At 70.8% G+C, this 25,934-nt stretch carries 23 protein-coding genes; 13 read left to right on the top strand and 10 right to left on the bottom strand.

Annotated features, from left to right (window positions below; translation table 11 throughout):
• Window positions 1–215: 215 nt before the first annotated feature.
• On the bottom strand, window positions 216–2,474 hold the full coding sequence (locus tag ACWDLG_RS00445; protein ID WP_449914358.1) for a hypothetical protein: 2,259 nt from the start codon (window positions 2,472–2,474) through the stop codon (window positions 216–218).
• 306 nt (window positions 2,475–2,780) lie between these two features.
• Here ACWDLG_RS00445 and ACWDLG_RS00440 point away from each other — a divergent pair, with 306 nt between their 5' ends.
• Window positions 2,781–3,395, top strand: coding sequence for a DUF6461 domain-containing protein (locus ACWDLG_RS00440; RefSeq protein ID WP_449914356.1), 615 nt, complete (start codon window positions 2,781–2,783; stop codon window positions 3,393–3,395).
• 81 nt (window positions 3,396–3,476) lie between these two features.
• Here the strand turns inward: ACWDLG_RS00440 and ACWDLG_RS00435 are convergent, their stop codons facing one another.
• Window positions 3,477–6,971 (bottom strand): protein kinase domain-containing protein, encoded by a 3,495-nt coding sequence (locus ACWDLG_RS00435; protein WP_449914355.1) that lies wholly within the window; start codon window positions 6,969–6,971, stop codon window positions 3,477–3,479.
• A 262-nt stretch (window positions 6,972–7,233) separates the two neighbouring features.
• Here ACWDLG_RS00435 and ACWDLG_RS00430 point away from each other — a divergent pair, with 262 nt between their 5' ends.
• From ACWDLG_RS00430 to ACWDLG_RS00405, 6 genes are all read left to right on the top strand, one after another.
• Window positions 7,234–7,644, top strand: coding sequence for a hypothetical protein (locus ACWDLG_RS00430; protein WP_449914352.1), 411 nt, complete (start codon window positions 7,234–7,236; stop codon window positions 7,642–7,644).
• Between the two features lie 13 nt (window positions 7,645–7,657).
• Window positions 7,658–9,793 (top strand): peptidase domain-containing ABC transporter, encoded by a 2,136-nt coding sequence (locus ACWDLG_RS00425; RefSeq protein ID WP_449914350.1) that lies wholly within the window; start codon window positions 7,658–7,660, stop codon window positions 9,791–9,793.
• A gap of 243 nt (window positions 9,794–10,036) precedes the next feature.
• Window positions 10,037–10,198 (top strand): hypothetical protein, encoded by a 162-nt coding sequence (locus tag ACWDLG_RS00420; protein ID WP_449914347.1) that lies wholly within the window; start codon window positions 10,037–10,039, stop codon window positions 10,196–10,198.
• A 73-nt stretch (window positions 10,199–10,271) separates the two neighbouring features.
• Window positions 10,272–11,246: an MvdC/MvdD family ATP grasp protein gene (locus ACWDLG_RS00415; RefSeq protein WP_449914345.1), complete on the top strand. Its 975-nt coding sequence runs from the start codon at window positions 10,272–10,274 to the stop codon at window positions 11,244–11,246.
• The gene (locus ACWDLG_RS00410) at window positions 11,243–12,211 is read left to right on the top strand and encodes a TIGR04500 family putative peptide maturation system protein (RefSeq protein ID WP_449914342.1); all 969 of its coding nucleotides are present in this window, start codon (window positions 11,243–11,245) and stop codon (window positions 12,209–12,211) included. Before ACWDLG_RS00415 ends, ACWDLG_RS00410 begins: the two co-directional genes overlap by 4 nt.
• Window positions 12,212–12,625: 414 nt before the next feature.
• Entirely contained in the window at window positions 12,626–12,808 is a 183-nt protein-coding gene (locus ACWDLG_RS00405) for a hypothetical protein (protein WP_449914340.1), read from the top strand.
• Window positions 12,809–12,857: 49 nt separating this feature from the next.
• Here ACWDLG_RS00405 and ACWDLG_RS00400 read toward each other — a convergent pair whose 3' ends face one another.
• The gene (locus ACWDLG_RS00400) at window positions 12,858–13,307 is read right to left on the bottom strand and encodes an SRPBCC family protein (protein WP_449914339.1); all 450 of its coding nucleotides are present in this window, start codon (window positions 13,305–13,307) and stop codon (window positions 12,858–12,860) included.
• A 203-nt stretch (window positions 13,308–13,510) separates the two neighbouring features.
• On the opposite strand from ACWDLG_RS00400, the gene ACWDLG_RS00395 reads away from it, so the two are divergent.
• The gene (locus tag ACWDLG_RS00395) at window positions 13,511–14,479 is read left to right on the top strand and encodes a DUF1838 family protein (RefSeq protein ID WP_449914337.1); all 969 of its coding nucleotides are present in this window, start codon (window positions 13,511–13,513) and stop codon (window positions 14,477–14,479) included.
• A 52-nt stretch (window positions 14,480–14,531) separates the two neighbouring features.
• Here the strand turns inward: ACWDLG_RS00395 and ACWDLG_RS00390 are convergent, their stop codons facing one another.
• The 4 genes from ACWDLG_RS00390 to ACWDLG_RS00375 form a co-directional block, all read right to left on the bottom strand.
• On the bottom strand, window positions 14,532–15,521 hold the full coding sequence (locus ACWDLG_RS00390) for an NADPH:quinone reductase (RefSeq protein WP_449914335.1): 990 nt from the start codon (window positions 15,519–15,521) through the stop codon (window positions 14,532–14,534).
• A complete protein-coding gene (locus ACWDLG_RS00385; RefSeq protein ID WP_354913969.1) occupies window positions 15,518–15,988 on the bottom strand; it encodes a pyridoxamine 5'-phosphate oxidase family protein in 471 nt (156 codons plus the stop codon). Before ACWDLG_RS00385 ends, ACWDLG_RS00390 begins: the two co-directional genes overlap by 4 nt.
• Window positions 15,989–16,154: 166 nt before the next feature.
• The gene (locus ACWDLG_RS00380; RefSeq protein WP_449914332.1) at window positions 16,155–16,688 is read right to left on the bottom strand and encodes a hypothetical protein; all 534 of its coding nucleotides are present in this window, start codon (window positions 16,686–16,688) and stop codon (window positions 16,155–16,157) included.
• A gap of 44 nt (window positions 16,689–16,732) precedes the next feature.
• On the bottom strand, window positions 16,733–17,272 hold the full coding sequence (locus ACWDLG_RS00375; protein WP_449914330.1) for a DinB family protein: 540 nt from the start codon (window positions 17,270–17,272) through the stop codon (window positions 16,733–16,735).
• Window positions 17,273–17,603: 331 nt separating this feature from the next.
• Here ACWDLG_RS00375 and ACWDLG_RS00370 point away from each other — a divergent pair, with 331 nt between their 5' ends.
• Window positions 17,604–17,951, top strand: a complete 348-nt coding sequence (locus ACWDLG_RS00370; RefSeq protein WP_449914327.1) for a DoxX family protein — start codon at window positions 17,604–17,606, stop codon at window positions 17,949–17,951.
• Window positions 17,952–18,203: 252 nt separating this feature from the next.
• On the opposite strand, the gene ACWDLG_RS00365 is transcribed toward ACWDLG_RS00370, so the two are convergent.
• Entirely contained in the window at window positions 18,204–19,097 is an 894-nt protein-coding gene (locus ACWDLG_RS00365; protein WP_449914325.1) for an alpha/beta fold hydrolase, read from the bottom strand.
• Between the two features lie 99 nt (window positions 19,098–19,196).
• On the opposite strand from ACWDLG_RS00365, the gene ACWDLG_RS00360 reads away from it, so the two are divergent.
• Window positions 19,197–19,850, top strand: a complete 654-nt coding sequence (locus ACWDLG_RS00360) for a winged helix-turn-helix transcriptional regulator (protein ID WP_449914322.1) — start codon at window positions 19,197–19,199, stop codon at window positions 19,848–19,850.
• 34 nt (window positions 19,851–19,884) lie between these two features.
• Here the strand turns inward: ACWDLG_RS00360 and ACWDLG_RS00355 are convergent, their stop codons facing one another.
• Entirely contained in the window at window positions 19,885–21,024 is a 1,140-nt protein-coding gene (locus tag ACWDLG_RS00355) for a baeRF10 domain-containing protein (protein ID WP_449914319.1), read from the bottom strand.
• Between the two features lie 36 nt (window positions 21,025–21,060).
• Window positions 21,061–21,957, bottom strand: coding sequence for a Gfo/Idh/MocA family protein (locus ACWDLG_RS00350; protein ID WP_449914317.1), 897 nt, complete (start codon window positions 21,955–21,957; stop codon window positions 21,061–21,063).
• Window positions 21,958–22,108: 151 nt separating this feature from the next.
• On the opposite strand from ACWDLG_RS00350, the gene ACWDLG_RS00345 reads away from it, so the two are divergent.
• The 3 genes from ACWDLG_RS00345 (at window position 22,109) to ACWDLG_RS00335 (ending at window position 25,834) form a co-directional block, all read left to right on the top strand.
• Complete coding sequence (locus ACWDLG_RS00345) at window positions 22,109–22,600, top strand: SigE family RNA polymerase sigma factor (RefSeq protein ID WP_354913955.1); 492 nt, start codon at window positions 22,109–22,111, stop codon at window positions 22,598–22,600.
• On the top strand, window positions 22,593–23,552 hold the full coding sequence (locus ACWDLG_RS00340) for a hypothetical protein (RefSeq protein ID WP_449914313.1): 960 nt from the start codon (window positions 22,593–22,595) through the stop codon (window positions 23,550–23,552). Before ACWDLG_RS00345 ends, ACWDLG_RS00340 begins: the two co-directional genes overlap by 8 nt.
• Window positions 23,553–23,815: 263 nt before the next feature.
• A complete protein-coding gene (locus tag ACWDLG_RS00335) occupies window positions 23,816–25,834 on the top strand; it encodes a protein kinase domain-containing protein (protein WP_449914310.1) in 2,019 nt (672 codons plus the stop codon).
• The last annotated feature ends 100 nt before the right edge of the window (window positions 25,835–25,934 follow it).

Here is a 25,934-nt window from a genome sequence, read left to right as displayed (position 1 = left end):
TGCCGAAATCAGCGACAAGCGAGACGAAGCGTCCGTCAGCGTACTCTCGATCAGCCGCACGATCGAGCGGGTTTTCCCAGGTGGGCCTCGGCCAGCCAGGCTGTCGGCTCCTTCTCACCTGCTGGTCCGAAGGTCAGATGGATCTTGCAAGTCGAGCCGCAACCCTTGGGGGTGTGCGGTTTGATCTCTATCGCGTGGCCCTCGATCCACTGGCGTCAGGGTTTGACGCGTTCGCGGTGGACGACGGCGTCGTCGCCCTGTCCCGGGTAGGACATGATCAGCAGTCGTTGCCCGGCGTACTTTTGTCCTTCGAAGGTGAGCCAGGCGTAGTGGACGCGGATGCGGTAGTGGCCCTTGCCGCGAACGGCGAGGTTGGGGAGCGGGTCGCCGCCCATCGGGTCGGCCAGCTCGATCTCGCCGTTCAGACTGTCGTAGCCGACCTCGACGACCTGGTGCCAGCCCTTGGTCTCCACGGGCGGGCGGCGGGTGTAGGTCTCGGTCGTGACGCAGAGCGGGACGTCGGAGTGGACGGTGACGGCGAGGTGGCCAGGGGCGACCCTTACCAGCTCGTCCTCATGGGTCGCAGTGGCCTCGTAGGGGTCCTCGGTGATCTCCGGATCGAAGGCTTCCAGGTTGCCGTAGTCGGTCCACACGGGCTCCGGCTGGACGATGGCCGCCACCGGCTTGGTCAGCGGCCGGTGGCGGGGCGACTCGTCGCAGATGCGCTGCTGCGTCGCCTCCCACTCCCGCATCTCGCGGTCCTCCCGCTCTCCCTCCGCCTTGACGACCGCGGCGGCGCTCGGGCAGATCCCGGCCAGAGAGTAGGTCAGCGAGCGGACCTCGACACCGTCCGTACGCCGAACCTGCGCGAGCTCCTGCGGGTCGTTGCGGGTGTAGATGCCGCACAGCCGGTGACCGTAGGCGACCACGAAAGGGTCGGGAGCGTTCTTCGCGACCTTCAGCACGGTCGACTCGCGCACTGCGCAGACGAAGCTCCGTTCGCCGGACAGCCCGCGGCCGTCGCGCGACCGCTGGCACTCCCGCTCCGTGGTGATCTGGCCGGGCGCCTGGTCCGCCGCCGGGACGAAGCAAAGCGCCGCGACCGACGCGACCGCCGTCACGACGATCTTGAACGGGGAGCGGTCCGCCGGGCTGCCGCCGTACAGGAACATCAGGAGGAGGGCGGCCGCGACGAAGGCGATGCTGTACCACAACGGCGAGATGCCGGAGAAGGTCGCGCCGTCCCAGGTGAAGAGGCGGAGGAAGTCGGGCTGCGCGTCGGGGTGGATGGACCAGGATTCGGCGCTGTCCTCCGCGGGCCGCGAGGGGGTGAACCTGCTGACGACCCCGACCACAGCGGCCAGGAACAGGGCGGAGACCGTGGCTCGCACCAGGCGGCGGGTCCTCCTCACCACCGCGACGAGCACCAGGGCGGCGAGGCCGCCCACCCCGATGAGGACGTCGAAGGCCGTCCACAGCACGGACGGTCCGTAGAAGCCCGCGTTCGTCTCGAAGTATGACGCGATCACGCCTCTTGGGCCGATCCAGCGCGGTACACCCCGAGCCAGGTTCACGACCGCTGGAACCGCCGGGAGCGCGACGGCCACCACCGCCAGCGGCCACCAGCGGGACGGCGCCCGGACCGGACCACCCTTTTCGAGTACGGCCCGCGCGGGCGGACTGGCGAGATCGTGGGCGGAACGAGCCTGCCAGACCGGCCCGAGCAAGCCTGCGGTGGAGTAGAGACCAGAGATGAGCCCGAAGCCGTTCCCGCCATCGGCCAGGTACATGAACGGGTTGCCAAGCATGGGCACCAGGAGGTGCGGCAGCGTCACGGAGGCGGCTCCCACCCATACGGTGGTCCTTCCCCACCTGCCGTCGTTCGCCTGGGCCACCAGAATCAGCACCATCCACAGGATCCACGGCAGACCGCCCAGCAGGCCGAAGGAGAGGATCCCCTCGGCGAGACGGAGGTCGAACGCGTCGGCCACGGTCCCACCGATCGCGCGCACACCGATGAACGCCCCCACCACCAGCGCGGTGACGCGCAGGGCGCGGGAGGCACGGATCAGCACGCGAGGGAACAGCAGGACGAGCGCCAGCCACGCGATGCCGTCGAGGAGATCCACCCACCACGGCGAAGGCACCACCCGGAAGACTAGGGAGGAGGCGGCGTTGAGATAGAGCGCCAGCCGCAGCCGGCGGACAGCCCCTTCGTTTCGGGACCTCTCTCCCGACACCCGTCCGCGGAGAATCTGCCACAGCATCCAGCCGTGTACCCCGCCGAGGAAGATCAGGTACAGCGCCTCCCACCATTGGAGGGTGACCGGCCCCCTTACCCACCGCAGCGCCGCGGTCCACACAAGGACCCCGCTGTCGCCTCCGGCCGTCGCGATGACCCCGAGCACGACGACCGCGGCCACGTAGCCGCCGGCGACCAGCCCGGCGAGCCGGCCGAAACGATAGCGGCGCACGCGTGACTCCAGGGAGATCTAGCCGACAAATCCCTCGACCTTAGCCGGACCCGAATCGATGATCAACGGGCCGAACCCTGGCCCCACCTCGACGGAAGGAGAACGACCAGACATGGGCGATGGCCGGCCTGTGGGCGCTGAGGTGTACCGGGCAAGAGCCGGCGAGCGGCGGCGCCGGCGACGATCGAGCTGACCACGGGAGCGAGGTTGAGCCTCGAGTGGCGGGCTGAGGAGAAGCAGCGGCTGCGCTTCTGTCGGCCCTGCTTGGGATGATCTTTCCTCGCCCTGGGTCGATGGAGGTCAAGCGTGGTCGATGAGCGGATGGCGCGTGAGGCGTACCTGCACTACCGGCGGTTGCTCGATGACAGCTGGATGGGAGAGGCCATCTGCTGGACGGTGGTCGTGCCCCACGACGGGTCTCCGTCAGGTCTCGCGGAGCTCGGTGAACGGGTGAGCGGGGCGGGACACTACGAGGTCCACGAGACGGACACCTTCGAGCATGAGGAGGTGTTCATGGATCTGTCGGATGACGCGCCCTGGGCCATGCTCGTCGATCGTTCGGATCGGCATGTCGCGCTCTTCGAGTACAACGGTTTTCAGGGCGTCTATCCGCCGGTTCTTCCCCGCCTGAGCGTGGGTGGACGAGCTTACAGCGCCTACTGGAACGTCAACGGCACCAATTCCGTGGCCTTCGCCGCCGACGGGGAGATGGTGCTCTCCTTCAACGCCATGGACGCCGAAGAGGCGATGGGGCTGCCGGGTTGGGAGCGGTGGCCGCAGGTGCAGGCGGTCCTTCCTCTTTTCGAGTGGAAGAAGGGGGAAAGCTGGCGGGCTGCCGCTCTGACGGCTGTCGAGCTCGCCACAGGAGTGAGGCTGAGCGAGGAGTGGGTCGGCGAAGCGCCGTTCTTCCTGACGGGCTGACGGAACGAGGCGGGACCCTCGTGCATGGAAAAGAGGGGCCCGCTCCTGGGTGTCATGAGTCGGGCAGGAAAGGCCGCCCCGCTAGGGCTGCCCGGCCGGGCAGATGTCGCGGTAGGGCACGTCCTTGAGGAAGGCGGCCCAGTCGGCCGGGGAGAGCGAGTGCCCGGCGCGGCGGCACACGTCCTGGACGATCCGCTCGGCGCCGATCGGGATCTTGTAGACGGAACCCCAGTCGGCGGCGTAGACGGTGGAGTCGTCCGGGCTGAAGGCGAGCGAGGTGATCTGGGAGCCGTGCAGGTTGAACGCGCCGCCGAGCCGCCGCATGGTGTTGACGTCCCAGATCTGGAGGATGCCCTCCCTGGTCACGCTGGCGAGCAGATCGCCCTTCGGGGAGAAGGCCAGTTCCTCGATCTCACCCGTCGTCCCGCGCAGGACCGGCGTGAGCAGGTCCGGGCCCTTGACCGTCCACATCGCGATGCGGCCGGCCGGACCGGCGCTGAACGCCAGCCGCCCCTGGCCGCTGACGGCCACCACCGAGGCGCCGCGTACGACATCGAAGGCCGCGTCGACCGGCTTGCCGGCGGTGGGGTCGACGAACCTGCCGAAAGTCGAGGCGAGGCGCCCGTCCGGCGTGTACGGCCCGCCGTCGATCCGCGAGCTGAACGTGCGCAGGAGGCGCCCGCCGGCGGTGTCCAGCACGAGGAGCCGGAAGTCGCCCTCCTGGGTGGACGGCTGGAGCGTGAGTGTGACCGTCTTGCCGTCCTGGCTGAAGTCGGCACGCTCGGGGTTGTTCGTGTCCGTGTGGGGCGTGGAGATCTGCCAGAGCTTCTTGCGTGTCGCGAGGTCGATCAGCCGCACGCTCGTGATGTCGGCGACGAGCATGCGTGTGCCGGTCCGGTCGAATCCCCATGCCCCGAATTCGCCGAGCGGGAAGGTCGCCACCTCCTTGCGGGCGCGCAGATCCCAGAGCCCGAGGCGGTTCTGGTCGGGATCCTCCATCGCCGCCCACCGTCCTTCGGGACTGAGTTTCGCCACTCCCTTCCGGACATGGGTGGCGCCGGCTCTCGGCGCCAGGTCGAGGCTGATGACCATGTTGTCGTACAGGTAGCGCAGGGTCCTGCCGTCGGCGTCGAAGCGAACGTCGGTCAGCTCGTCCTCGGCCCGGTAGGTGAGGATCTGCTGCCGGTCGGCGACCTTCCACACGCGCAGCTCGCGTTCGGCGAAGGCGGCCAGGTAGTCGCCGTCCTGGCTGAAGCGCAGCCGGGCCGTGGACTTCGAGCAGATGTCGCAGGCCCAGTCGTCATCGCCCCGTTTGTGCTCGCGGCCGGTCGCCGCGTCGACGAGCGCGATCGTGGCGGCCGCGCAGGCGACGGTCTTGCCGTCCGGGGTGAAGGCCGCCACGTCCCGGTGCATGCGGCAGGGCGCCAGGCGCCGCTCAGGGGTCCAGCCCGGCAGCGCCAGCTCGTCGAAGCGGCCACCCGCCAGCAGCAGGTGTTCGCCTGTCGGATCGACGAGCGGAGCCTGCCACGGCATCGTGCCGCCTTCCGCGTAGAGAGCCTTGCCGAACTGCTTGCCGGTCGCCACGTCCAACAGGTAGACGATGTCGCCTTGGTACATCACGGTGAGGATCGACTCGTGCTCACCCCACGTCACGCCGAACTGGCCGCGTTCCGACAGGGAGCGCCGCACCAGTTGCCTGCCCGAGGCGAGGTCCCAGACGCCGAGCTCCGAACCGATGATCAGGGCGAGCAGGCGACCGCTCTTGTTGAGCGCCGGCTCCTGGGGAGTCCCGTCCTTCATCCTCAGCCCGGCCCAGCCACCGGTGCGCTTGCCGGTGCGGACGTCGTAGACGTTCACGCCGGCCTCGCTGACGCTGACGAGTGTGCGGCCGTCCGAACTGAGGGCACGGTGGGCAATGCCCTTGACCAGGGGATCGCGGAAGACCGCCGTCTCCTGCTGCTGCAGGGAGGCGATGAGACTGGATCGGGCCTCCGACTGCGGTGAGACCCGCCAGGCGGCCACGCTCAGCAGCATCGCCTTGACCGGGTCTGTCGTGCGCATCCGGTCGGCCTCCGCCGCCACCTGCTTGGCGGTGAGGATGTCGCGCTGTTCGGCGGCCTGCTGCCGCTGATAGACGGCCAGCCCTCCGGCGACCATGGCCACGACCAGCAGCCCGGCCAGCGCGATGGTGGTCAGCGTCCTGCGGCGGGTCCGCTTCCTGGTCAGCTCGGTGCCTGCCCGCAGGAAGTCCCGCTCGGCGGGGGTGAGCGTCACGTGACGGCGACCGGTCGCCGCCCAGCCGAGCGCCTGCTCCAGGCGGCTGCCCTGGAGCAGGTCGCCGTCCCGCCTGCCGTTGTCGGACCAGCGCCGTGCCGCCGCGGAGATCTGGCCCAGTACGGCCAGGCCGTCGCGGTCGGCGTCCACCCACATGCGCAGCCGCGGCCAGGCCCTCAGCAGCGCGGGCCTGGACAGGGCGACCGAGGTGTCCTTCGTGGTCACCACGTACGAGAACGCCCGCAGGATCCGCTCGACCGCCGCCGCCTCACGCTCTGGGCGCCCGCCGTACAGTTCCTCGCGCGAGGCCCACCGCCCGTTCTCGTACCCGTCCTCGTCCACGGTCACCATCCGCAGGAACACCTCGGCGGCCAGGTCGCGCTCCTCCGGCGCGAGTGCCGCGTAGGCGTCCTCCGCGATCGTGCCGAGCGCCGGATCACCCTGGTCGGGCCCGTGCACGCCCTGCGCCGAGCGGCTGCCCGCGTCCAGCAGGGCCCTGGTGTCGGCGGCGTTGCCGCTGACCAGCGCGAGCAGCAGGTCGCGTGCCGTGGGCCTGGCGGCGGGATCCTTCGCCATCGCGGCCGCCACCAGCTGGGCCAGCCGCGGCGGTAACGCCCGCAGATCCGGTGCCGAGGACAGCACCTGGTGCATCACGCCGCCCAGGTTGTCCGCCTTGAACGGATCCTGCCCCGTGGCGGCGAACACGATGACGGCACCCCACGCGAACACGTCGGCGGGCGCCCCCGCGCGCTGCCCGATGAACACCTCGGGCGCCATGTAGCTGGGCGTGCCCGAGACCTCGCCCGTCCTCGTCAGCGACATGTCCAGGGTGCGGGCGATGCCGAAGTCGATCACGCGCGGGCCGTCCGGGCCGAGCAGCACGTTGTCCGGCTTCAGGTCGCGGTGGATGACGCCCGCGTCGTGGATCGCGGTCAACGCGGTGGCGATCGCCGCTGCCAGCCGGTGGAGGTCGTCCTCGGTGAACCTGCGGCCCTCGCTCACGGCCTTGCGCAGGCTCGGCCCCGCCACGTACTCCGAGACGATGTACGGCTTGCTTCCCTCCAGGTCGGTGGCAAGCACCCGGGCCGTGCAGAACGAGGCCACCCGACCGGCCGCGGTGGCCTCCTTGGCGAAGCGCTCACGGCTGCCGCCGTCGTCCGACGCGTGCAGCACCTTGATGGCGACCCTGTGTCCCTCGGGGTCGTAGGCCTCGTACACGATTCCCTGGCCGCCCGAACCAAGGCGTCCAGCCAGCCAGTAATCCCCGATGCGCTGCGGATCCCCCGCGCTCAGTGCGTCCACGGCGCGTTAGATGAAGATTCTTCGCCCAAAGTTGTCGCATCCGACCGCCTTGCCCCGTCTTGACGCGGGAACCGTGGAGATGCCCCAACGTCGAGGAGTTCGCCCCCGAGCCCTGCGCCTCGGTTCTGGCCGTGGTCATGCGGTGGCCGGGACGCGCCCGTCCAGGCTCGGTCCAAGTCATCCACAAGTCGCGATGGGCATGATCCATGCGGATGTTTCCGGACGGAAGGAGTCAACGTTGAGCGCTCGGGGGACACCCGTGATGTTTCGCGAGAGCGCCTTGCGGCGGCTGTCGCAGGGGAGCGTCAGGCGCGAGCGGCTCTGGATGGCGTCGCGCCGGGAGCTCGCCGCCTTCTGGGCGACCGCGGCCGTACTCGCCGTGGTGCTGGCAGAGCTGGCCGTACTGCCCGTTCCCGGGCACCTGCGCGTCCCCGCCACGCTCCGCGACGGCCGAGCCGTGGCGGAGCTGCCGGAGGGCCGGCCCCGGGTCACGTCTGGGGCGCGTGCCGTACTCAGGGTGGCCGACACCGATCTCACCTGCGCGGTCCTTCCGGGCCGGAGCCGGAAGATCGTCGTGAGCTGCCCGTCGGCCGTCACGTCCCCGGCGGTGGGAGACCTCGTCCTGGAGACAGGCTCCAGCACTGTTCTGGAACAACTTCTTGTCGATCACTGATGCGAAGACTCCGATGAGAAGACGCGTTCCCCTGCGGCTGCAGAGCGGGCTGGCCGAATGCGGCGCCGCCTGCCTGGCCATGATCTTGAGCTGGTACGGCAGGCCGACCACGGTCCGGGAGATCGGCGATCTCGCGGGAGTCGGCAGGGACGGCCTGTCCGCGCTCGCCATCGTCACGACCGCGCGGCAGTACGGCCTGGAGGCCAAGGCGTTCTCCCTCGAGCCGGAGGATCTCGCGAAGATCCCGCTGCCCGCGATCGTCCACTGGGAGTTCCGGCACTTCGTGGTGCTTGAAGCGTGGACGGCGACGTCGGTGAGCATTGCCGACCCGGCGGCCGGCCGGCGCAGGCTGACCCACGAGGAGTTCGACGCCGGCTTCACCGGCGTGGCCCTCACCTTCGCGCCAACGGAGCGGTTCCGGCCGGGAAACCCCGGCGCGGCGCCCTGGCTGACGTCCTTCCTCACGACCATGCTGCTCAGGCAGCGGGGACTCCTCGTGCAGATCCTGGCCATCTCCGCGCTCCTGCAGCTTGCCGGACTGGCGGTGCAGGGGTTCACCAAGGTGCTGATCGACGCCGTGCTCCCTGTGCACGCCGACCGGCTGCTGGTCGTGCTCGGGGTGGGACTGGCGATACTCGGCCTGATCCATCTGACACTCGGCTACTTACGCTCCACCGTCCTGCTCAACCTGCGCATACGCGTGGACGGGCTGCTCACCACCCAGGTGATACAGCAGTTGTTCAGCCTGCCGTACCGCTATTTCGTGCACCGCGGCACCAGCGACCTGATCCAGCGCACCGCGAGCGTGAGCGTGCTCCGTACGATGATCACCGGACAGGTCACAGCGGCGCTGCTGGACGGGCCGCTGGCACTCGGATACCTGGTCCTGGTGACCGTCCAGGCCCCGGCGCTGGGCGGCTGCCTGGTGGCGTTCGCCCTGATCCAGGCGCTGGTCGTGCTGCTTACCAAGCGCCGCATCGGCGATCTCACCCAACGCGAGCTGGCCGCGCAGGCCGATGCCCAGGGGCGGTTGATGGAGGCCATCGGCGGCATGGAGACGCTGAAGGCGTCCGGCGCCGAGCGCCAGGCCGCGCACGCCTGGGCCCGGTTGTTCGTCTCCTACCTCAACGCCGACTCCCGCGTGCGCGTCACCGAGAACGGGGTGAACTCGGTCCTCGAGAGCATCCGCTTCCTGGCGCCCGCCGGTCTGCTGTGGGCGGGAAGCTGGCAGGTCCTCGGCGGCGACGGCGAACTGGGGGCGACGCTGGCGCTGGTCGGGCTGGCAGGCGCCGCGCTCGCACCCATCTCCTCGCTGCTGTCGGCGGGCCAGACGCTCCAGACCGTCAGAACCCACGTCGAGCGGCTGAGGGACATCATGGAATCCACGCCGGAACCGCGCGGCCAGATCACGGTCACCGAACTGGACGGCCAGATCGAGCTGGACCGGGTCTCCTTCCGCTACGACGCGCAGTCGCCGTGGACGCTGCACGAGATCTCGCTGCGCGTACGAGCCGGAGAGAAGGTCGCGCTCGTGGGCAGGTCGGGCTCGGGCAAGAGCACCCTGGCACGCGTCCTGCTGGGGCTCTACGAGCCGTCCACAGGGACGATCCGCTACGACGGTCGGCCACTGGCCTGCCTGGATCGCGCGTCGCTGCGGCACCACTTCGGCGTCGTCACCCAGGAGCCCGCGCTGTTCTCGGGCAGCATCCGCGAGAACATCTGCCTGAACCGGCCCGACGCCACCCTGGAGGAGGCCGTCTTCGCCGCGCGCATGGCCTGCATCCACGACGACATCTCGGCCATGCCCATGGGGTACGAGACCATGCTGTCGGAGGGCGGCGGCCTCTCGGGCGGCCAGCGCCAGCGGATCGCCCTGGCCCGCGCGCTGCTGAACCGGCCCCGCGTACTGCTCCTGGACGAGGCCACCAGCCACCTGGACACGGTGACGGAGGCCGCGATCGACGCCAACCTCTCCCGGCTGACCCAGACCCGCATCGTCATCGCTCACCGACTGAGCACGGTCCGCGGCGCGGACCACATCGTGGTGGTCAACAACGGCAGGATCGCCGAGTACGGCCGGCACGGGGAGCTGCTGGCGCTGGACGGTCACTACGCGGCGCTGGTGAGCAGCCAGGATCCGCTGCAGTGATCTCCAAGTCCCGCACCGGCTCCGGCTGGAATCCGCCTCATCGACACCCGAAGAATCCGGCGCGACGGCACGAACGCCCAGGTCCTGAGGTCACGCGACTCAGAGGAACTCGGGACATCTCCTGCCCACAGCCACCTCCAAGCCGTTTCCAAGGGCCGGGCTGTGTGCTTCATCCGTGAGCTGGAGACGTCTTCGCACGTCTCCACGCGAAGCTCACAACTCACGTTCGAAGGAGAAAAGAACATGGATAAGAAGATCGTGAACCTGGACGATCTGAGCGCCGAGCTGACGCCGATCGCCGAGGTCGACCTCGGCCTCGTTTCCGGCGGCCGGCGGATGGAGCGCTGCTACCACACGGCCGGCGAGAACGGCCAGCCGTCCGACGGGTGGGTCTCGGACTACTAGTCCTGACCGGCGCGTAACTCATAGCACCGCGTGGGAGGGCAGCGCGTCCCTCCCACGCGGTTGAGGGGGAAGGTTGCTGCTGATTCTGAGTGAACCCGGCGACGCCACGGTTCACATGGTCCTGCCCAAGCTGAAAGCCCGGGGCGTGGACGTTCTGTGGTGGGATCCCGGCGAGTATCCGGCGGCCCGGCTGACCGCCCGGTTCGACGCGGACGGAACCCGGCTCGTCCTGGCCAGAGGCGGGGATGTCGTCGACCTCGCCGCGACGACGGCCGTGTGGTACCGGCGCCCCGGCTCCCCGCGTGCCGCGGAGCAGGTCACGGCGGCCGACCTGCGGGATCGCGTCGGGGAACTATCGGAGTGGTTCCTCGACGGCTTCTGGGACCTGCTGGACGCGCGATGGCTGCCGGGCCGGGAGCCGGTGCTGCGCAGGGCGCACAACAAGCTGGTCCACCTGGCCGTGGCCCAGGAACTGGGCTTCGCCGTGCCGCCGACCGTGATCACCAACGATCCGTCCGAGCTGGTGCCTGCCTATGACCGGGCGGACGGTCGGCTGATCACGAAACCGGTCGAGCACACCTCGTTCCAGATCGACGGCGAGGCGCACACCGTGTACACCACCGTGGTGAACCGGAGGGATCTCGTGGGCCGGAGCCGGATCGCCCATGAGCCGACCATCTTGCAGCCGTACGTTCGCAAGGCGGTGGAGTTGCGCGTCACGGTGGTCGGGCGGCAGGTCTTCGCCGCCGAGATCGCCTCGCAGGACTCGCCGCGTACGCGGGACGACTGGCGTCATTACGACTTCGACCGCGCGCGGCACAGCGTGCATCACCTGCCCGATGACGTGGCTCGCCGGTGCGTGGACCTGGTCGCCGCGCTCGGTGTGTCGTTCGGGGCGATCGACCTCATCCTGACCCCCGAAGGGGAGTACGTGTTTCTCGAAATCAACCCCAACGGCCAGTGGGGCTGGATCGAAGATCTCACCGGCCTGCCCATCAGCACCGCCATCGCTGATTGGCTCGCAGCCGGAGAAACGGACGCGCGGTGACTCAATCCTCCCTCGGCCCGGCGCTGGAAAGCGCCGTGAACCTGCTCCGCGGGCTGACCCGTCGGCGTTCCGCAGTCGCGGAGGCACACCGCACCGCTGACGCCTGGGCCGCGGCGCATCCTTCACTCGGAGCTCAGCTCGTGGCCAGCCCGCGTCCCGGGTCACCGCTCGTCGACTACGACCTGCTGATCGACGACCTGTCGGGCGGCACCATCATGATCGGCGTCCAAGCGGACGACGGCGCGTCCTGGCTCGTCGATCATTCGACGCACTGGGCCGCCAGCCGGCTGCTGACCGTGAACGGGACGCACGTCTCCGTTTCCGAGGCGATGCTCATGCTCCGTTCGCTCACCCGCCCCGGGCTGTCGCCGCAGGACGAGCTGGTCCGGCTCTGCTTCCTGCGCGACGCCGCCGCCAAGGAGCAGGTCACTCTGGACGACATCCAGGCGGCCGCGGACAGCTTCCGCAGGCGGCGCGACCTGACCAGCCGGGACGCCATGAAGGAGTGGCTGGACCGGATGGGTCTGAGCGCCGAGGCGTTCCACGACCACATGGCGGCGATCGCCAGGGACCACACGTTCCGCACCCGGATGCGTGATGAACTGGGCCCCGAATATCTGGCGCGGCATCGTGACCGGTTCGCGCGGGTAAGGGCGGCCTGGGTGGTGTCAGACGATGAGGTCGACGTCGCCGAACTCCACGGCTCCCTCGCCGACCGATGGGAGCTCCAGCTGACCAAGGCCCGGACCTGGTCCGGCGATCTCCCCTCACCTCTGCGAGAGGCACCGGCCGGAGGTGGCGTCGGACCGGTTCCCTTCGAAGGACGCTTCCTCACCGGCTTGATCCTCGAACGGCAGGAGGCCGTGGAGGACGCCGACACGCTGAAGGCCGCGGGAGAGGCCGCCTTCGATCAGTGGCTGGCCGACGCCGCCCAGGGGGCGCAGATCACGTGGCATTGGCTGTGAACATGTCGTTCAACCTCTGATCTGCGCATCTGCGGCGTCCCGTGGCCAGGCAGAACTCGGCGAGCAGGCCCCTGATCGCCGGCAGTCCCAACACCGCCGACGACCAGGCCCGCAAGATCCTCGGCAAGCTGCTCGCGCTGCCCGCCGCCGGCCGTGACACCCTGCCCACCGCCCACGCCTGGTTCGCCGCGGCCGGTTCGACGGCCACGCACCTGCGGATGATCGGAACATGCAGAAGGTCGAGGACGAGCGTGCCGACATCCGGGCCACCACGCGGGCGATCGAGTCGGTGACCGGTGCGCGCCCCCGCGGCTGGCTGGGCTGATCCAGCATCATCCGGCGCGGGAGTACTTCCAGCGGGCGGCCGACCAGTTCGACCAGCTCTACAGGGACTCCGCGGAGTCCGCCAGGGTCATGGCGCTGGTCGTGCACCCGTACATCATGGGTGCGCCGCATCGCCTGAAGTACTTCGAGCAGGCTCTCCAGCACATCGGCGCCCACGAGGACGTCGAGTTCCAGACCGGCGAGCGGATTCTCGACTGGTACCTTCAGGCGCGCTCCGCGCCATGGCGGCGCGAGTCCCTGGTCGCGGGCTAGCGAGGACGCCGGATGTGGACCGAGGCGTCGGGCCGACGGCAGCGCCCGGTCAGTCGCGAGCGGTGCCCTCGTGAGGGGTGGACAGCCGTTCTGCGAGGATCCGGGCGCGAGCGAGCTGGACCTTGCGCGCCTGCCCGGCGGCGAACCCGGCCACGAGCCGCGGGGCCGTCAGGTCGAGGCGGTCGCTCACCCGGGTGCCGGTGCCGTCCGGCTCGAGGTCGAAGCGGTAGGCCAGGTGAACGCGTCCCGGGCTGCGCACCTCACCGTGGACGGACAGGCCGTCGGTGTGGAGGGCCACGGTGATCGGGTTGTCGTGCGTGAAGATCCCGAGGAACCGGAAGCGCTCGACGGCCGTGTACCGGATCACGCCGGGCTCCGACCGGTCCACATCCCTGACGGCGACCACGAGGGGCGACAGGCCGATGTAGCTCTCCGGGGTCGTGAGGTGCTCGAACACCTTCTCCGGGGCGACGTCCACGTGGAATGCGTGGGTCAGCACGCTGTTCGACACCCCGGCCTCCCGTACCTGCGCGTTCTGTCGCGGAATTGTCGCAAGATTCCTCCATGTGGGGAAGCCGGAAAGCCGGGAAGCATGGAGCAGGGCGGCGGACGGTTGAGGCCGGGTCTCGTCGGCTGGAATGATCACAACCGTCCCTGTCACCCCTCTGTATCGCAGGAGCACTCTTGTTGAAGCGTCGTGGTTTGACCTTGTCCGCAGCCCTCACCGCGTTGTTGGTGTGCGTCGCCGTTCCGGGCGCGGCGGCGGACGAGGCGACGGATGATCCGACATCGCCGGGGCCGGTCTACCGGACGGTCACCGACAAGAGCGGGCTGCTGTCCTTGCAGACCAACGGGCGGCCGGACGGGCGGGACATGGTCTTCCGGATCTCGGGAGCCGTGTACGCCAACATCGAGGGCAACGCCTACGACCCGCAGCTGCGCCACGGCCAGAAACTGTTCAACATCGAGGGCTACAACATCCGGCGGCTGTACCGGGTGCCCGGCACCACGCAGCTCTACCAGCTCTCCCGCGAGATCGTCTTCTACACCGACCCCGCCGACCCCACGAAGATCGTGCGGGAGTGGAAGAACCCGGTCGACCTCCGGACCTACCCCGTCGTCCCCATCAACAACGACGCGGTGAACTTCGGCCCGTTCAACGTCACCTCCTCGTACGTCGGCCCGCCCCTGCGGCAGGTGCACGACGAGACCGTGTGGACCAGCGACATCCCGGTGCGCGCGGACTTCGGGCGCACGTTGGGCGAGCCGTTCGGCCTGGTGAACGGCGTCTACGCGGCACAGGAGATGTTCGACTTCTACGTCGACGACCGCGAGGTCGCGGCTCGCACGATTGCGGGCACCGTCCCCAAGGGTGCGATGAAGACCAAGATCAGCTGGTCCAGGACGAGCCCGTGGGCGCCGTTCATGTGCATGCCGGAGACCGACGTCCGCGGGCAGCTCACCTACCATGCCCGCAGCTGGTCGCTGCCGTCCTACCTCGACATCGAGCCGTGGCTGCGTGCGGAGGTCGACGCCGGCCACCCGCTCTTCAAGGCCGCTCCCACCGCGCCCGGCCCGAGCGAGAACTCCTGGACCTCCTTCTACAACAAGCAGCTGGACAAGGGCGCCACCACGTGGGCGGGCTGGTGCGCCGCCAACGGGAAGGCCTGACGACCACGATCAGGTCGAGGTCCTGACACGCGAGACACCACCGGGGTCTCCGTCATGGGAGGACGACGATGCGTCCGCGAAGGCGGTGCGGCTCGGCGCCCTCCTGGAGGCGGTGGGAGCGGGCGGCCTCGGTGAGCGGCAGCCGCATTCCGATCCTGGACACCAGGGTGCCCCGGGCCAGGAGATGGTTGATCGCCGTGGCCGCCGCGGCGAGTTCGGTCACGCCGGCGTTGCTGATGACGAAGCCGCGCAGGCTGGCGTTGCGCGTGTAGAGCTGCCCCACGGGAAGCACGGGGGCGGCGCGAAGACCGGCCAGGATGACCATCCGGCCGCCGAGGGCGAGCAGGGGGACGGTCTGCTCCAGGTGGTGCCGGCCGGCGTTGTCCCAGAACACGTCCACGCCGTCGGGGGCGAGTTTGGCGATCTCCGGGTACATGTCCGGGTCGTGGTAGTCGACGACCTCGTCGGCGCCGCACCGCCGGCACCAGTCGAAGTCCTCCTCGCGCGCGGTCGCGATGACCCGCGCCCCCGCCGCCGCGGCGAGCTGGACGGTGGCCGTGCCGACCCCGCCGCCCGCGCCGGTCACCACGATCGTTTCTCCGACCCGCAGCCCGGCCTCCTCGAACAGGCCGAGATACGCGGTGGCCGCGGTGTGCAGGGAGGCGACCGCGTTCTCCGGATCCACGCCGCCGGGCAGGTGGTAGAGCCGGTCGGCGGGCACGACGGCGTACTCGGAGAAGGATCCCTGGCGACCGTCGAGCCCGAGGCTGTTGCACCACACCAGGTCGCCGGGGGCGAACCCCGGCGCCGCCGCGACCGCGGTTCCCACCAGGTCACGGCCGATGATGAACGGGTACGGCAGGCGTGTCCGGTAGGCGCCGGAGCGGACGAAGGTGTCGACGTGGTTGACGGCGAGCGCCAGCACCTTCACCAGGACCTCCGACGAGCCCGGCTCGGGCACCGGCAGCCGGCCGACCCGTATCTCGTCCGCGGGGCCCGGCCGCGTGACGTACGCCGCGGTCATGGTCTCCTGGTCGCTCATCGTTCCGCTTCCAGGTCGGCGAGGTACGTCCGCGCCCACGCCTGCCGGAGATCGCTCTCGTCGGCGCCGCCGAAGGTGTAAGCGGGGGACAGGATCGGCAGCGCCCTCTCCACGTGCACCAGGATCACGCGATGGGCGGGGTAGCCGGGGCCGTTCAGGTCGAGCAGCCAGGTGTGCAGCCACTCGTACACGGGGTCGCCCGGCTCGCGGAACTCCGCGGTGCCCTTGAACCGGTAGCCCCGCCTGCGGAAGACGTCGATCGAGTTGATCTCGATACGGGGGTCGCGTTCGAGGTTGGCGACCGTGTTCGGGGACGCGATGTCCATGAAGGCGATGTGCTCGTCGTCGTACACCCGCATCGACCCCTTGGGCGAGAGATTGGGCGAGCCGTCGGGGCACACGGTGGCCACGAAGGACAACCGCGCGCTGTCCACGATCAGTCGCATGTCGTCGTCGATGGTCTTCATCGCCTCTCCTTCGGAACGGCCGAGCTCCGGCCTTGGAGGGAGGAGAAGGTCTCTACCCTCTCCGCGCGCATCCAGCCGATCTCGCCGTCACCGATGGCGGGGAGCGGACGGGCCGGTGACCTCGGGCGGGCTCCTGGTCACCACCGGCCCGGTACCCCTGCGAGGGTCACCCGGACCAGGGATCAGGCCCCTGCTTCAGGACGTGGATGCCGCGTTCTTCCGCGGTTGCCCACATCTCGACGCGGTACTCGAGGTGGTCGCCCTGCTCGGCGTCGTCGGTGTCCGGGTGGACGATCCCGGTCGGCAGGTACGAGATGCGCGCCCGGTACCTGCTCGGCGAGAGGGCGATCACGTCTGCGGTCCCCGCTTCCTGGTCGCACCCGAAGACGCTGAGCCGCCCGGTCGGCAGGTCGAGGTCGGCCTCCACCACGTGATCGGCTTCGTCGAACGGCCCGGCCGGCGGCGGCGACCCATGCATGCGGAGCGTCATCAGGACCCAGTCCTCGCGGGCCGTGCCCACGGCGATCGAAGCGGTCTCCACCCCGATTCTCAGCGACTGCGAGGCTTCCTCGGTCCAGGGATCTCCGTCGTCGTCACCGTCCTCGATGGCGTCGCCGTACGTTTCGGTGTCCTGAAGGTAGAACTGGAAGTGGCCGGCGTGGAGGAACAGACGCCGGATCTCGGCCGTGGACGAGCGCATGGCCCGCGACGCTACCGGGCCGGCCCAAGGGATCCAGGCGTGACCTACTCGCCGGTCAGGCCGTCCACTGACTCGCGGAGGAGGTCGGCGTGGCCGTTGTGCCGGGCGTACTCCTCGATCAGGTGGACCAGGATCCAACGGAGGCTGGGTGCCCGGCCGTCCGGCCAGGTACGGCGGGCCGGCTGCTCCAGCCCGCCGTCGGCCAGCGCCTGCGCGACCAGGGCACGGGAGCGGGCCACCGCGTCCTGCCAGAGCGCGCGAAGCTGCTCGGGGGTGTCGTCGGCGGCCGAGTGCCAGTCCCAGTCGGGGGCGGCCGTCCAGTCCACCGTGTCCCAGGGGGGTTGCCGGTCGCGTCCGTGCAGCCATCGGGAGCACCAGTCGTCCTCGACGTAGGCCAGGTGCTTGAGCAGCCCGCCAAGAGTCATCGAGGAGGCGCCGACCGTCGCGCTCAGACCGGTGGCGTCGAGGCCTGAGCACTTCCAGGCCAGCGTGGCGCGCTGGTAGTCGAGGAAACCCAGGAGTGTGGCGGTCTCGTCGCCGGTGAGGAGCGGCTCCGGGCGGCCGTGTTCGTCCACAGTGGTCATGGTCAGCGAGCCTACGGTGCCGGTTGCCGCCAGATCCGGGGAAACGCGAGGTTCCGCCCGATGGGCGGGCACGAGGCGAGCGGGCGGCCCGAAGTCCCTGCGCTTCGGGGCGCCGGAGGGTCGTGGTGCGCGATCCGTGAAGGGCCGGTGGTCATGTGCCGGCGAGCGGGAGACCGCAGGTCGGCGTGGTGCCCCTGGGAATGTCACGCCCCGCTGAAGAAATCTTCCGGCGTCCTGTCACACTCGCGGGCCGGGCCGGGTCGACACAGTGGAGACGCAAGACCCCGGCCGGAGCGAGCCTCCGGCGGCCCCCCGATGAGGAGCATGTCAGATGTTCACCACCTACGTCGTCGTCACCGTCCTGGCCGCCGCCATGGTCGGCTTCTCGGCCGGGTCGATCTTCTTCCGGGCCACGTGGGTGGTGCAGCCCCTGGCCGACTACAGCGTTCCGCGCGCGTGGTGGCCCTGGCTCGGCGCGGCCAAGGCCGCGGGGGCGGTGGGCCTGCTGGTCGGGCTGTTCGTGCCGGTCGTCGGGGTCATGGCGGGGATCGGCCTGGTGCTGTACTTCACGGGAGCGGTCATGACCGTGGTGCGGGCGCGGTCGTTCTCGCACGTGGCGTTCCCGCTGATGTACGTGGCGCCGGTGGTGGCCTCCCTGGCGCTGGCGTACGCCGGCTGAGCACCCCCGACCTGATCGCCTCGATGGACGGCCGTTCCGCTCACCGGCGCCACCGCGGAGCCGCCGCACGGTCGACCGCGGTCACGGGGCACGCCGGTCCGGAACGGCACTGCGGCCCGGACCGGCACTGCGGCCCGGACCGGCGCGGCGGTCCGGAACGGCCCGCCGGTCCCGAACGGCGCTGCGGTTCGGAAAGGCGCATCGGTCCGGAACGGCGCGGCGGCCCCGGGCGGCCCGGCCGCCCGGGGCCGGTCAGCGCGTGGCGGGTTCGGTGTGCTTGACGATCGCCGTGATGACCGTGTCCCACACCTGGGCGGGCGGCATCTGGTGGCCCATGCCGGGCAGCGGGATCAGCGAGGCGCCGGGGATCTCGCGGGCCAGCGCCTCGGCATGGCCGTACGGGAAGAGCGGGTCGTCGGTGCCGTGCAGGACCAGGGTGGGCGCGGTGATCTCGCCGAGGCGGGGGCGGATCGGCTCGCCGCCCTCGATCGTCCAGTGGTTCGACGCCGCGGCCGGGACCGGGCTGCGGTCGAACGCGCGCCCGGCGACGCGCCGTATCCGGTCCTCGTCGACCGGGATGGTGCCGGAGAAGGCGTGTTCGGCGGCGAGGAAGTAGGCGATGACGGCGTCGCGGTCGGACCAGTCGGGGCCGGGGGCCGGCTCCTCGAACATGGTGGCCAGCGCCGCGCTCATCGGCGGCAGGTCGGGACGGTCGGGACCGCCGGGCCCGCCGGGGCTGGTGGACATCAAGGTGAGGGACAGCACCCGTCCGGGGTGCTCGACGCCGAGCCGCTGCGCGATGCCGCCGCCCATCGAGATCCCCACGATGTGCGCCGCGGCCAGGCCGTACGCGTCGAGCACGCCGAGCGCGTCGGTGATGAGGTCGGCCTGCGTGTACGGCGGCGCCCCGACGGGGAACGTCGTGGAGCGGCCGGTGTCGCGGGTGTCGTAGCGGATCACGTATCGGCCGGCTGCGGCGAGGCGGGCGGTGAAGTCGTCGTCCCACCAGTCCATGGACGCCTCCGCGCCCGAGATGAGCAGGATCGGGGGACCGGCCGGGTCGCCGAAGGCCTGGACGGCCAGGTCGACGCCGTTGACGTGCACCGTTTTCTCGGGTGTGGCCTGAGACGGCCGGCTGTCGGGCATGGTGGGCCTCCTGCGTCGGGCGGATCCATCACCACGAGGCTACTTCGAAAATCGTAGTTTCTGCTACTCTTTTCATAGTCAATTTGTGGTGAGGTGGCGATGACGGGGAAGCGGACCTACGGGCAGGCGTGCCCGATCGCCCACGCGCTCGACATGATCGGGGAGCGCTGGGCGCTGCTGGTGGTGCGCGAGTTGCGCCTCGGACCGCGTCGCTACGCCGACCTGCAGGCCGCCCTGCCGGGGATCGGCCCCAGCGTGCTCGCCCAGCGGCTGCGCGATCTGGAGGCGGTCGGCGTCCTGCGCCGGCGTACGCTGCCACCTCCCGCGGCCAGCAGGACGTACGAACTCACCGAATGGGGCGCCGAGCTGGAGCCGGTCTTCGCGGCGCTGCGCACTTGGGGCATGCGCTCCCCGGTCGTGCCGCTGAGCGGGGAGATCAGCGCGGACACCGTCCTGCTCGGCCTGCGCGCCTTCTTCGTGCCGCAGCCTGACGCGCCGTGGACCGCGACGTACCGGATCGCGCTGGAACGCGACGTCTACCGTGTCGAGGTCCGCGACGGTGAGCTGGTCGCCGTCGCGCGCGGCGAGGTCTCCGGCCCGGCGGACGTCCGCCTGGACAGCGACCACCTCACGCTGCAGTCGGTTCTGAGCCACGAACGCCCGCTGGCCGCGGCGCTCGAGGACGGCGGGCTCACGGTGACCGGCGACCTCGAGGCGGTCAGACGACTGATCGGCGCGGTCCCGCCACGCTGAAACAACCCGCGCCGGCCACTCAGGCCGGCCGTCCTCATGGCCTCGGCGGGAGGGGGAAGCGGAGGGCGGCGGCCGCGGTGTGGTTCTTGAGCCGGGTGTCGGCGGTGACGTGCTCGACGGAGCCGCCTTCGTCGATGACCGTTTCCGCCAGATCTTCGAGGACGTCGGGAGACCGCCGCGTGGGACCGCCGCAGAGCGGGCAGGTCTCGCCGGAGCGGGCCAGCCAGCCGGATTTCTCGCAGACCACCCCGGGCACCTCGGCGCCGTCCTGAACGAGCAGGTAGTCGACCGCGGCGACGGTGCCGCCCCACAGGCAGTCGTCGATCGTGATCGCGGCGTTGCCGCCCGTGGCGGCCCTCTCGAACACCTCCTGCACCCGGCGGATCTCGTCCTCACGCTCGTAGTCGGCGAGGATGCGCTCGGCGTTCTCACGGATGTCCTCGACCGTCGCCTTGCTCACGTCGACGGTGAAGACCGCCGCGACCTTCGAGCGCAGGTGATGCGGCAGGAAGTCCAGGAAGACGGTGACGTCGTCGCTCTGGCCGCCGACGATCAGCAGGTCGTAGCTCTCGGTGCGGAACAGCTCGTCCAGCAGGTTCACGGTCTGGCGGTAGTGGCGTTTGGCGAGGTCGTCGGCCTTGTTGCGGACCCGGTACTCGGCGTAGCCTGCCCAGCCGGCGTAGTCCGGCTTGCGCAGCACGCGCCCGCGCACCTTGCCGATCTCGTGGATCTCCTCCTGGTACAGCTCCCACGCGCGGGCGGCCTCCCTGTCGATGATCAGGACGCAGCAGCGGTGGTACTCGTCGAGGACCGCGAGCATGGGACGGACGTACGGGGTCTGGTCCACCACGACCCGGTCACGCACCTTGCGCGGCAGGGGCACGGTCTCGAGCAGTCCCGCGTCGCTGCAGGCGAACACCGCGACGGAGCCGGTCGTGCCCTGCCCGAGCGCTGAGATGTCCATGATGCGCTCCATGTCCTGCCGGAGCGAGAGGCGAGCCCGCCGATCGAGCGTCTGGTCGTCGGCGAGCGGGCGGACCTGGGCGATGAGGCTGTTCAACCGGGTACGGACGATGTCGGAGCCGTCAAGGCCCACGGTCACGTACAGCGAGAGAACCGGCAGGCCGCCGCTGTCGAAGCGGATGAGACGGTCGACGGTGTCCTTGGTGATCATGCGATGTCCTCGTCATGGCGTTCGGATGCTGGAATCTCATTGCGCGGTCGCGGACGGCCCGCCGCGGATCAGGTCGTCCTCCGCCGACTCGATCACCTGCTGCAGGCGCAGGCCGTGCCGGACGTCCGTGGGAGGCGGCGTGCCGCGCTCGACGCACGCGGCGAAGCTTCCGTACATGGCCTCGTACGCCTCGCTGTCCGTCGCGGCCACGCCGTCGACGGAGGCGGTGCCGCCGGGCCCGTAGATCTCGATGTCGGCGCGCGGCCGGTCGACCGCTGCCTTGCCGTACAGGGATGCCTGGCTGAACCGCCCGCCCTGGTGCTCCATCAGCACGCCGAGCCAGCCGGACGGGTCGCCCTGCGCGCGCACGCCGACCACCTTCCCCAGCGCGGCGTCGAGCAGATCGACGAGGTCAGGGCCGAGTTCGCGCAGGACGCTGCGTCCGAGCCGCCACGGGCTCGCCGGTGACCCGCCGGCCTGCGTCCTCGAGACGGCACGGCCGCTGCCGCCCACCGGCCGGGTCCGCCCGGCCGCCGCCAGGAAGCGCTGGATCGCGGGCGCGTGGCGCCAGGGCAGCGCGAGCTGCGAGACGACCCCGGCCCGATCGACCGCCATGACCAGCTGCTCAGCGCCGGCGATGTCCGCGGCGACCGGCTTCTCCAGGAGCAGCGCCTTGCCCGCCTCCGCGGCGTGGGCGGCGAACTCGACCTGGACGGCGGGCGGCACCGCGAGGGCGACGGCTTCGCAGCTGTCCAGCAGGTCGTGGAAGCTGTCGAACGCCCGCACCCGGTGCCGGTCGGCCAGTTCGATCCGGGGGAGCGGGGACGGCGACCAGACCCCGGCGAACTCCACCCCTGCGCACGCGGCGAGCGCGGGCGCGTGCACTTCCGCAGCGCGTTGGCCTGCCCCGACCAGGCCTATCCGTATGCGCATGGAAGCCAATCTAGGTTCCGTCGAGTAACAGGCATGGCGAAGCCGGACAACGTACCCCACAAGATGTGGCCGAGGCGCGAAGCTGATCCAGAGCCGGACTGATTCCGCTGATGACTCAACCGTGAACCGTCCCCGATGGGTTGTAGCTGATGTGAGAGGCTTTCAGGAGTTCGTGGCCGCCCGCGGCCCGTCGTTGTCGCGGACCGCCTTTCTGCTCACCGGCGACCATCACGCCGCGGCCGACCTGCTCCAGGACACCCTGGTGAAGGCGGCGGCCCGCTGGCGCAGGATCGCCGAGAGCGGCAATCCCGAGGCCTACATCCGCACGATCATGCTGAACCAGCTCAGGAGCTGGCGGCGACCGCGCAGGCTCGCCTTCTTCTCCACCTCCGAGGTGCCGGAGACCGTCCAGCCCGACCCGTCGGGCGGCACCGACAGCAAGGTCATGCTGGCGCGCGCGCTGGCCAGGCTGGGAGCGAAGCAACGTGCGGTTCTCTACCTGCGCTTCTATGAGGACCTGTCGGAGGCGGAGATCGCCAGGCAGCTCGGCTGCTCCGTGGGCACGGTCAAGCGCCACACCCACGACGCGCTCAAGCGGCTGCGGCAACTCGCGCCCGAACTGCTGGAGGTCGGACATGAGTGACGAGGCCTTGCGGGCCGCCTACCGCACGCTGGAGCAGGAGGCGGGTGACTACGCCGACTCGGCCAGGGCCCTGGCCGTCATGAGGCGGCGGCGGGCGGCCGTCGCGGTGGCGGCGGTGGCGGCCGTCCTCGCCGTCGTGGGCGGCCTGTGGTTCGTCCGGCCGGCCTCCCCGGAGGTGTCCGTGGCCGCGCAGCCGTCCGGCGTGGGGCGGAGCATCCACACCGCGTGCATGTACGGGTGCCCGACGTACCTGACGCTCACCGACGGACGGCAGGTCCTGCTGGGCGAGCAGACCGCGCCACCGCCGGGCAACCTCACCCTGTCGCCCGACGGCCGCTGGCTGGGCATGCCCACTCCGAGCGGCTTCCAGCTCAAGGACCTGAGCGGAAGCACGGTCTACCACGGCCCTCAGGCGGGTCAGGGGGAGGCCGTCACCCCGTGGGCGTGGTCGGCCGACTCCCGCACGCTCCTGCTGGCCGGCCACGCCAGCGGCAAGGTCGGCGCCTACTTCCTGTTCGACCTGACCACCGGCCGGGTCACCCGGCCCGAGGTGCCCAGCGGCTTCGAGCCCGTCGGGCTGGCGCGGGGCGAGCTGGTGCTCTTCGCCGAGAGCCAGTACGGCAAGCGCGCCACGCGCGTGGAGCTCACGGTGGGCGGCCGGCCGGTCACGCTGGACGCCGGCGACGCCGAGCTGGTCACCGAGGACGGCGGGCCCACGATCGAGGTGTACGGGGACCGGATCTACGCCCTCGCGTTCCCGTCCAACACGATGATCGAGTTCGGCCTGGACGGCAAGGAGCTGACGCGGTACCGGCTCGCCGGCCAACCGCTCGGCCCGAGCGAGGACGGCTACGTCGTCTCCACCGCCGGCAAGGTGTCGGCTGGCGGAAAGGAGCTCTTCGAGCTGCCGCCGGACTCGCTGATCGTGGTCCCCGGCATGGCCCGGCCCTGACACCGGCAAACCGCCCCCGCCCGCCCGATCTGCTCGGCCCGCCCGATCTGCTCGGCCCGCCCGGCTCCGGCCCGCTCGGCCTGCCCTGTGCGCGCCTGCCCGGCCCGCTCGGCCCGCCCGGCTCGCTCGCTCCGCCTGGACTCGCCGCAGGTCCGGGGCGCCGTAGCCGTTCCGGTCGAGATCGCCCGCCATGCGGTGATCTTTCTGACCCGGATGTACGTGACTATGGTGATCTGGATTTGTTGGAGGGGAAAGGCGAGCACATGGCGACGGGCGGGTCCGAGGAGTCTCTGGGGAGCCAGTACGTCCTGCTGGACGAGATCGGCGCCGGCGGGATGGGGACGGTCTGGCGGGCGCGCAGCCGCGACACCGGGCAGATCGTGGCGGTCAAGCTGCTGCGCGACGGTCACGCCGCCGACCAGGACCTGGTCCTGCGCTTCGTCCAGGAGCGCAACGTGATGCGGGCGCTGCGCCACCCCCACATCGTCCCGGTGCGCGACTTCGTCATCGAGGGTGAACGGCTGGCGCTCGTCATGGACCTCGTCGAGGGCGGGGACCTGCGCTCCATGCTCCAGCGGTCGGGCACGCTGCCCCAGTCGGCGGCGGCCGAGCTGATGGCGCAGGTCGCCGACGCGCTGGCGGCCGCCCACGCCCTCGACGTCGTGCACCGTGACGTCAAGCCGGGGAACGTGCTGATCGACGGCGCCAGCGGGCAGGCGCGGCTGACGGACTTCGGCGTGGCGCGCATCGTCCACGGCCCCGGGCTGACCCAGACGACGTCGGTCATCGGCACGCCCACCTACCTCGCGCCGGAGGTGGCCGACGGCGGCACCCCCACACCCGCGGTGGACGTCTACGCCGTCGGGCTGATCCTCTACGAGCTGGTCGCCGGACGCCCGCCGTTCGTCGGCGAGCATCCGATGGCGCTGCTCAAGCAGCACGCGAGCGCGACCCCGCGGCGGTTGCCGGGGATGTCGGACGCCGTGTGGGCCATCGTCTCGGCCTGCGTGGCGAAGGACCCCGCCGTGCGGCCGCCGGCGGCGGAGGTGGCCAGGGCGCTGCGGTCGGCGGTGCCCGCCCTGGCGGGACTGCCCGCCCTGCCCGCCGTCGCCAGGCAGGAGCCGCCGTCCGTCACCTCCGAACCCCTCCCCGCCCCGAACCTCCACCCCGGAATGCCGGCGACACCGGGAGTGCCGGGCTCTCCAGGAGCGCTCGGTTCTCCGGGGATGCCGGGCTTCCCAGCATCCCCGGGCACTCCGGGGGCGCCGGGCTTTCCCGCATCCCTGGGCACTCCGGGTGTGCCGGGTTTCCCCGCATCGCCGGGCTCTCCGGGGGCGCCGGGCTCGCCAGGAGCCTCGGGTTCGCCAGGAGCGCCGGGCGCTTCGGTTCCGGGTGGCTTGCCGGGAGGGCCGGGTTCGGGGGGTGCGGGGTCGCGGCCCGGCGCCGTCGAGGACGGAACTCTGGCCTCCGCCCGGCGCAGGCCGCCCCGGCGGCGGCTGGCGGTGGTCGCGGCCGTCGCCGCTGCCCTGGTGGTGAGCGGGACGGCGCTCACCTTCGTGGCGCCGTGGCGATCGCCGGGCGCGACGGCGGCGGCCCAGGCCGGGGACACCGCGAAGAAGCCGGTCGTCACCCCCGAGGTGGCCGCCCCGGTCACCACCCCGCCCTCGCCGGGAGTGACCACGCCGGAGGCGAAGCCGGGGAAGTCGCAACAGGAGCAGGAACAGGACGAACAGCACGACCGGCAGCCGCGTGAGCGTACCGAGCAGACGGCGGAACGCGAGCAGCGGGTGACCGCGGAGAAGAAGCAGCCCGCCAAGGAGCCGGAGCCGGATCCCGAGCCTGAGCCGGATCCCAAGCCGGATCCCAAGGACACGACGCTCGTGAGCGGCGACCCGGGGGACGGCCCGTCGGCTCCGTCGAAGCAGTACGACTGGCAGTGCCGCCCCTGGATCTCGGCCGGGCCGGGCACGAACGTGGAGATGTCACCGTGCATCGCCGTGGCAGGCGACAGCATTCGGCTCAAGGGCCGGATCCGGGGTTCCTCCTCGGTCGTCTCCGACATCCACGTCCAGCTGTACGACAGCGTCGCCGAGCGCGTCGTCTCGCGGCATTTCGTCTGCCCGAGCCGTTCCGTGCCCGCGGGCGGCGGCGTCGTGGCATGTGTCACGACCATGAGCGGAGTGCCGCGGACCGGGGCCACGATCAACGTCCGGGAGCGGTGGCGGCCCGCGGGAACAGGTGTCTGGAGCGGCGGCCGCGAGAGTCCCGAGATCACCTGGTAGCCGCCTGGGCGGGCTGCCGTGCCTCGCGCAGCTCGGCCTGATGCTCGGCGGCGCGGCTGGTCGGGTAGAGGGCCGGCAGCGAGGCCGGGTTCGGGCGGCC

The sequence above is a fragment of the Nonomuraea sp. NPDC003727 genome (genome assembly GCF_053586935.1).
The sequence above is the reverse complement of the archived record's forward strand: the minus strand, read 5'-3'. Positions and strand labels throughout refer to the sequence as shown.

Excerpts from the sequence above, each read along its gene's own strand:
- ACWDLG_RS00430 (WP_449914352.1), top strand. The coding sequence starts at position 7,234 with ATGTTTCGCGAGAGCGCCTTGCGGCGGCTGTCGCAGGGGAGCGTCAGG.
- ACWDLG_RS00425 (WP_449914350.1), top strand. The coding sequence starts at position 7,658 with ATGAGAAGACGCGTTCCCCTGCGGCTGCAGAGCGGGCTGGCCGAATGC.
- ACWDLG_RS00420 (WP_449914347.1), top strand. The coding sequence starts at position 10,037 with ATGGATAAGAAGATCGTGAACCTGGACGATCTGAGCGCCGAGCTGACG.
- ACWDLG_RS00405 (WP_449914340.1), top strand. The coding sequence starts at position 12,626 with ATGGCGCTGGTCGTGCACCCGTACATCATGGGTGCGCCGCATCGCCTG.
- ACWDLG_RS00390 (WP_449914335.1), bottom strand. The coding sequence starts at position 15,521 with ATGAGCGACCAGGAGACCATGACCGCGGCGTACGTCACGCGGCCGGGC.
- ACWDLG_RS00385 (WP_354913969.1), bottom strand. The coding sequence starts at position 15,988 with ATGAAGACCATCGACGACGACATGCGACTGATCGTGGACAGCGCGCGG.
- ACWDLG_RS00380 (WP_449914332.1), bottom strand. The coding sequence starts at position 16,688 with ATGCGCTCGTCCACGGCCGAGATCCGGCGTCTGTTCCTCCACGCCGGC.
- ACWDLG_RS00375 (WP_449914330.1), bottom strand. The coding sequence starts at position 17,272 with ATGACCACTGTGGACGAACACGGCCGCCCGGAGCCGCTCCTCACCGGC.
- ACWDLG_RS00370 (WP_449914327.1), top strand. The coding sequence starts at position 17,604 with ATGTTCACCACCTACGTCGTCGTCACCGTCCTGGCCGCCGCCATGGTC.
- ACWDLG_RS00365 (WP_449914325.1), bottom strand. The coding sequence starts at position 19,097 with ATGCCCGACAGCCGGCCGTCTCAGGCCACACCCGAGAAAACGGTGCAC.
- ACWDLG_RS00360 (WP_449914322.1), top strand. The coding sequence starts at position 19,197 with ATGACGGGGAAGCGGACCTACGGGCAGGCGTGCCCGATCGCCCACGCG.
- ACWDLG_RS00355 (WP_449914319.1), bottom strand. The coding sequence starts at position 21,024 with ATGATCACCAAGGACACCGTCGACCGTCTCATCCGCTTCGACAGCGGC.
- ACWDLG_RS00350 (WP_449914317.1), bottom strand. The coding sequence starts at position 21,957 with ATGCGCATACGGATAGGCCTGGTCGGGGCAGGCCAACGCGCTGCGGAA.
- ACWDLG_RS00340 (WP_449914313.1), top strand. The coding sequence starts at position 22,593 with ATGAGTGACGAGGCCTTGCGGGCCGCCTACCGCACGCTGGAGCAGGAG.
- ACWDLG_RS00335 (WP_449914310.1), top strand. The coding sequence starts at position 23,816 with ATGGCGACGGGCGGGTCCGAGGAGTCTCTGGGGAGCCAGTACGTCCTG.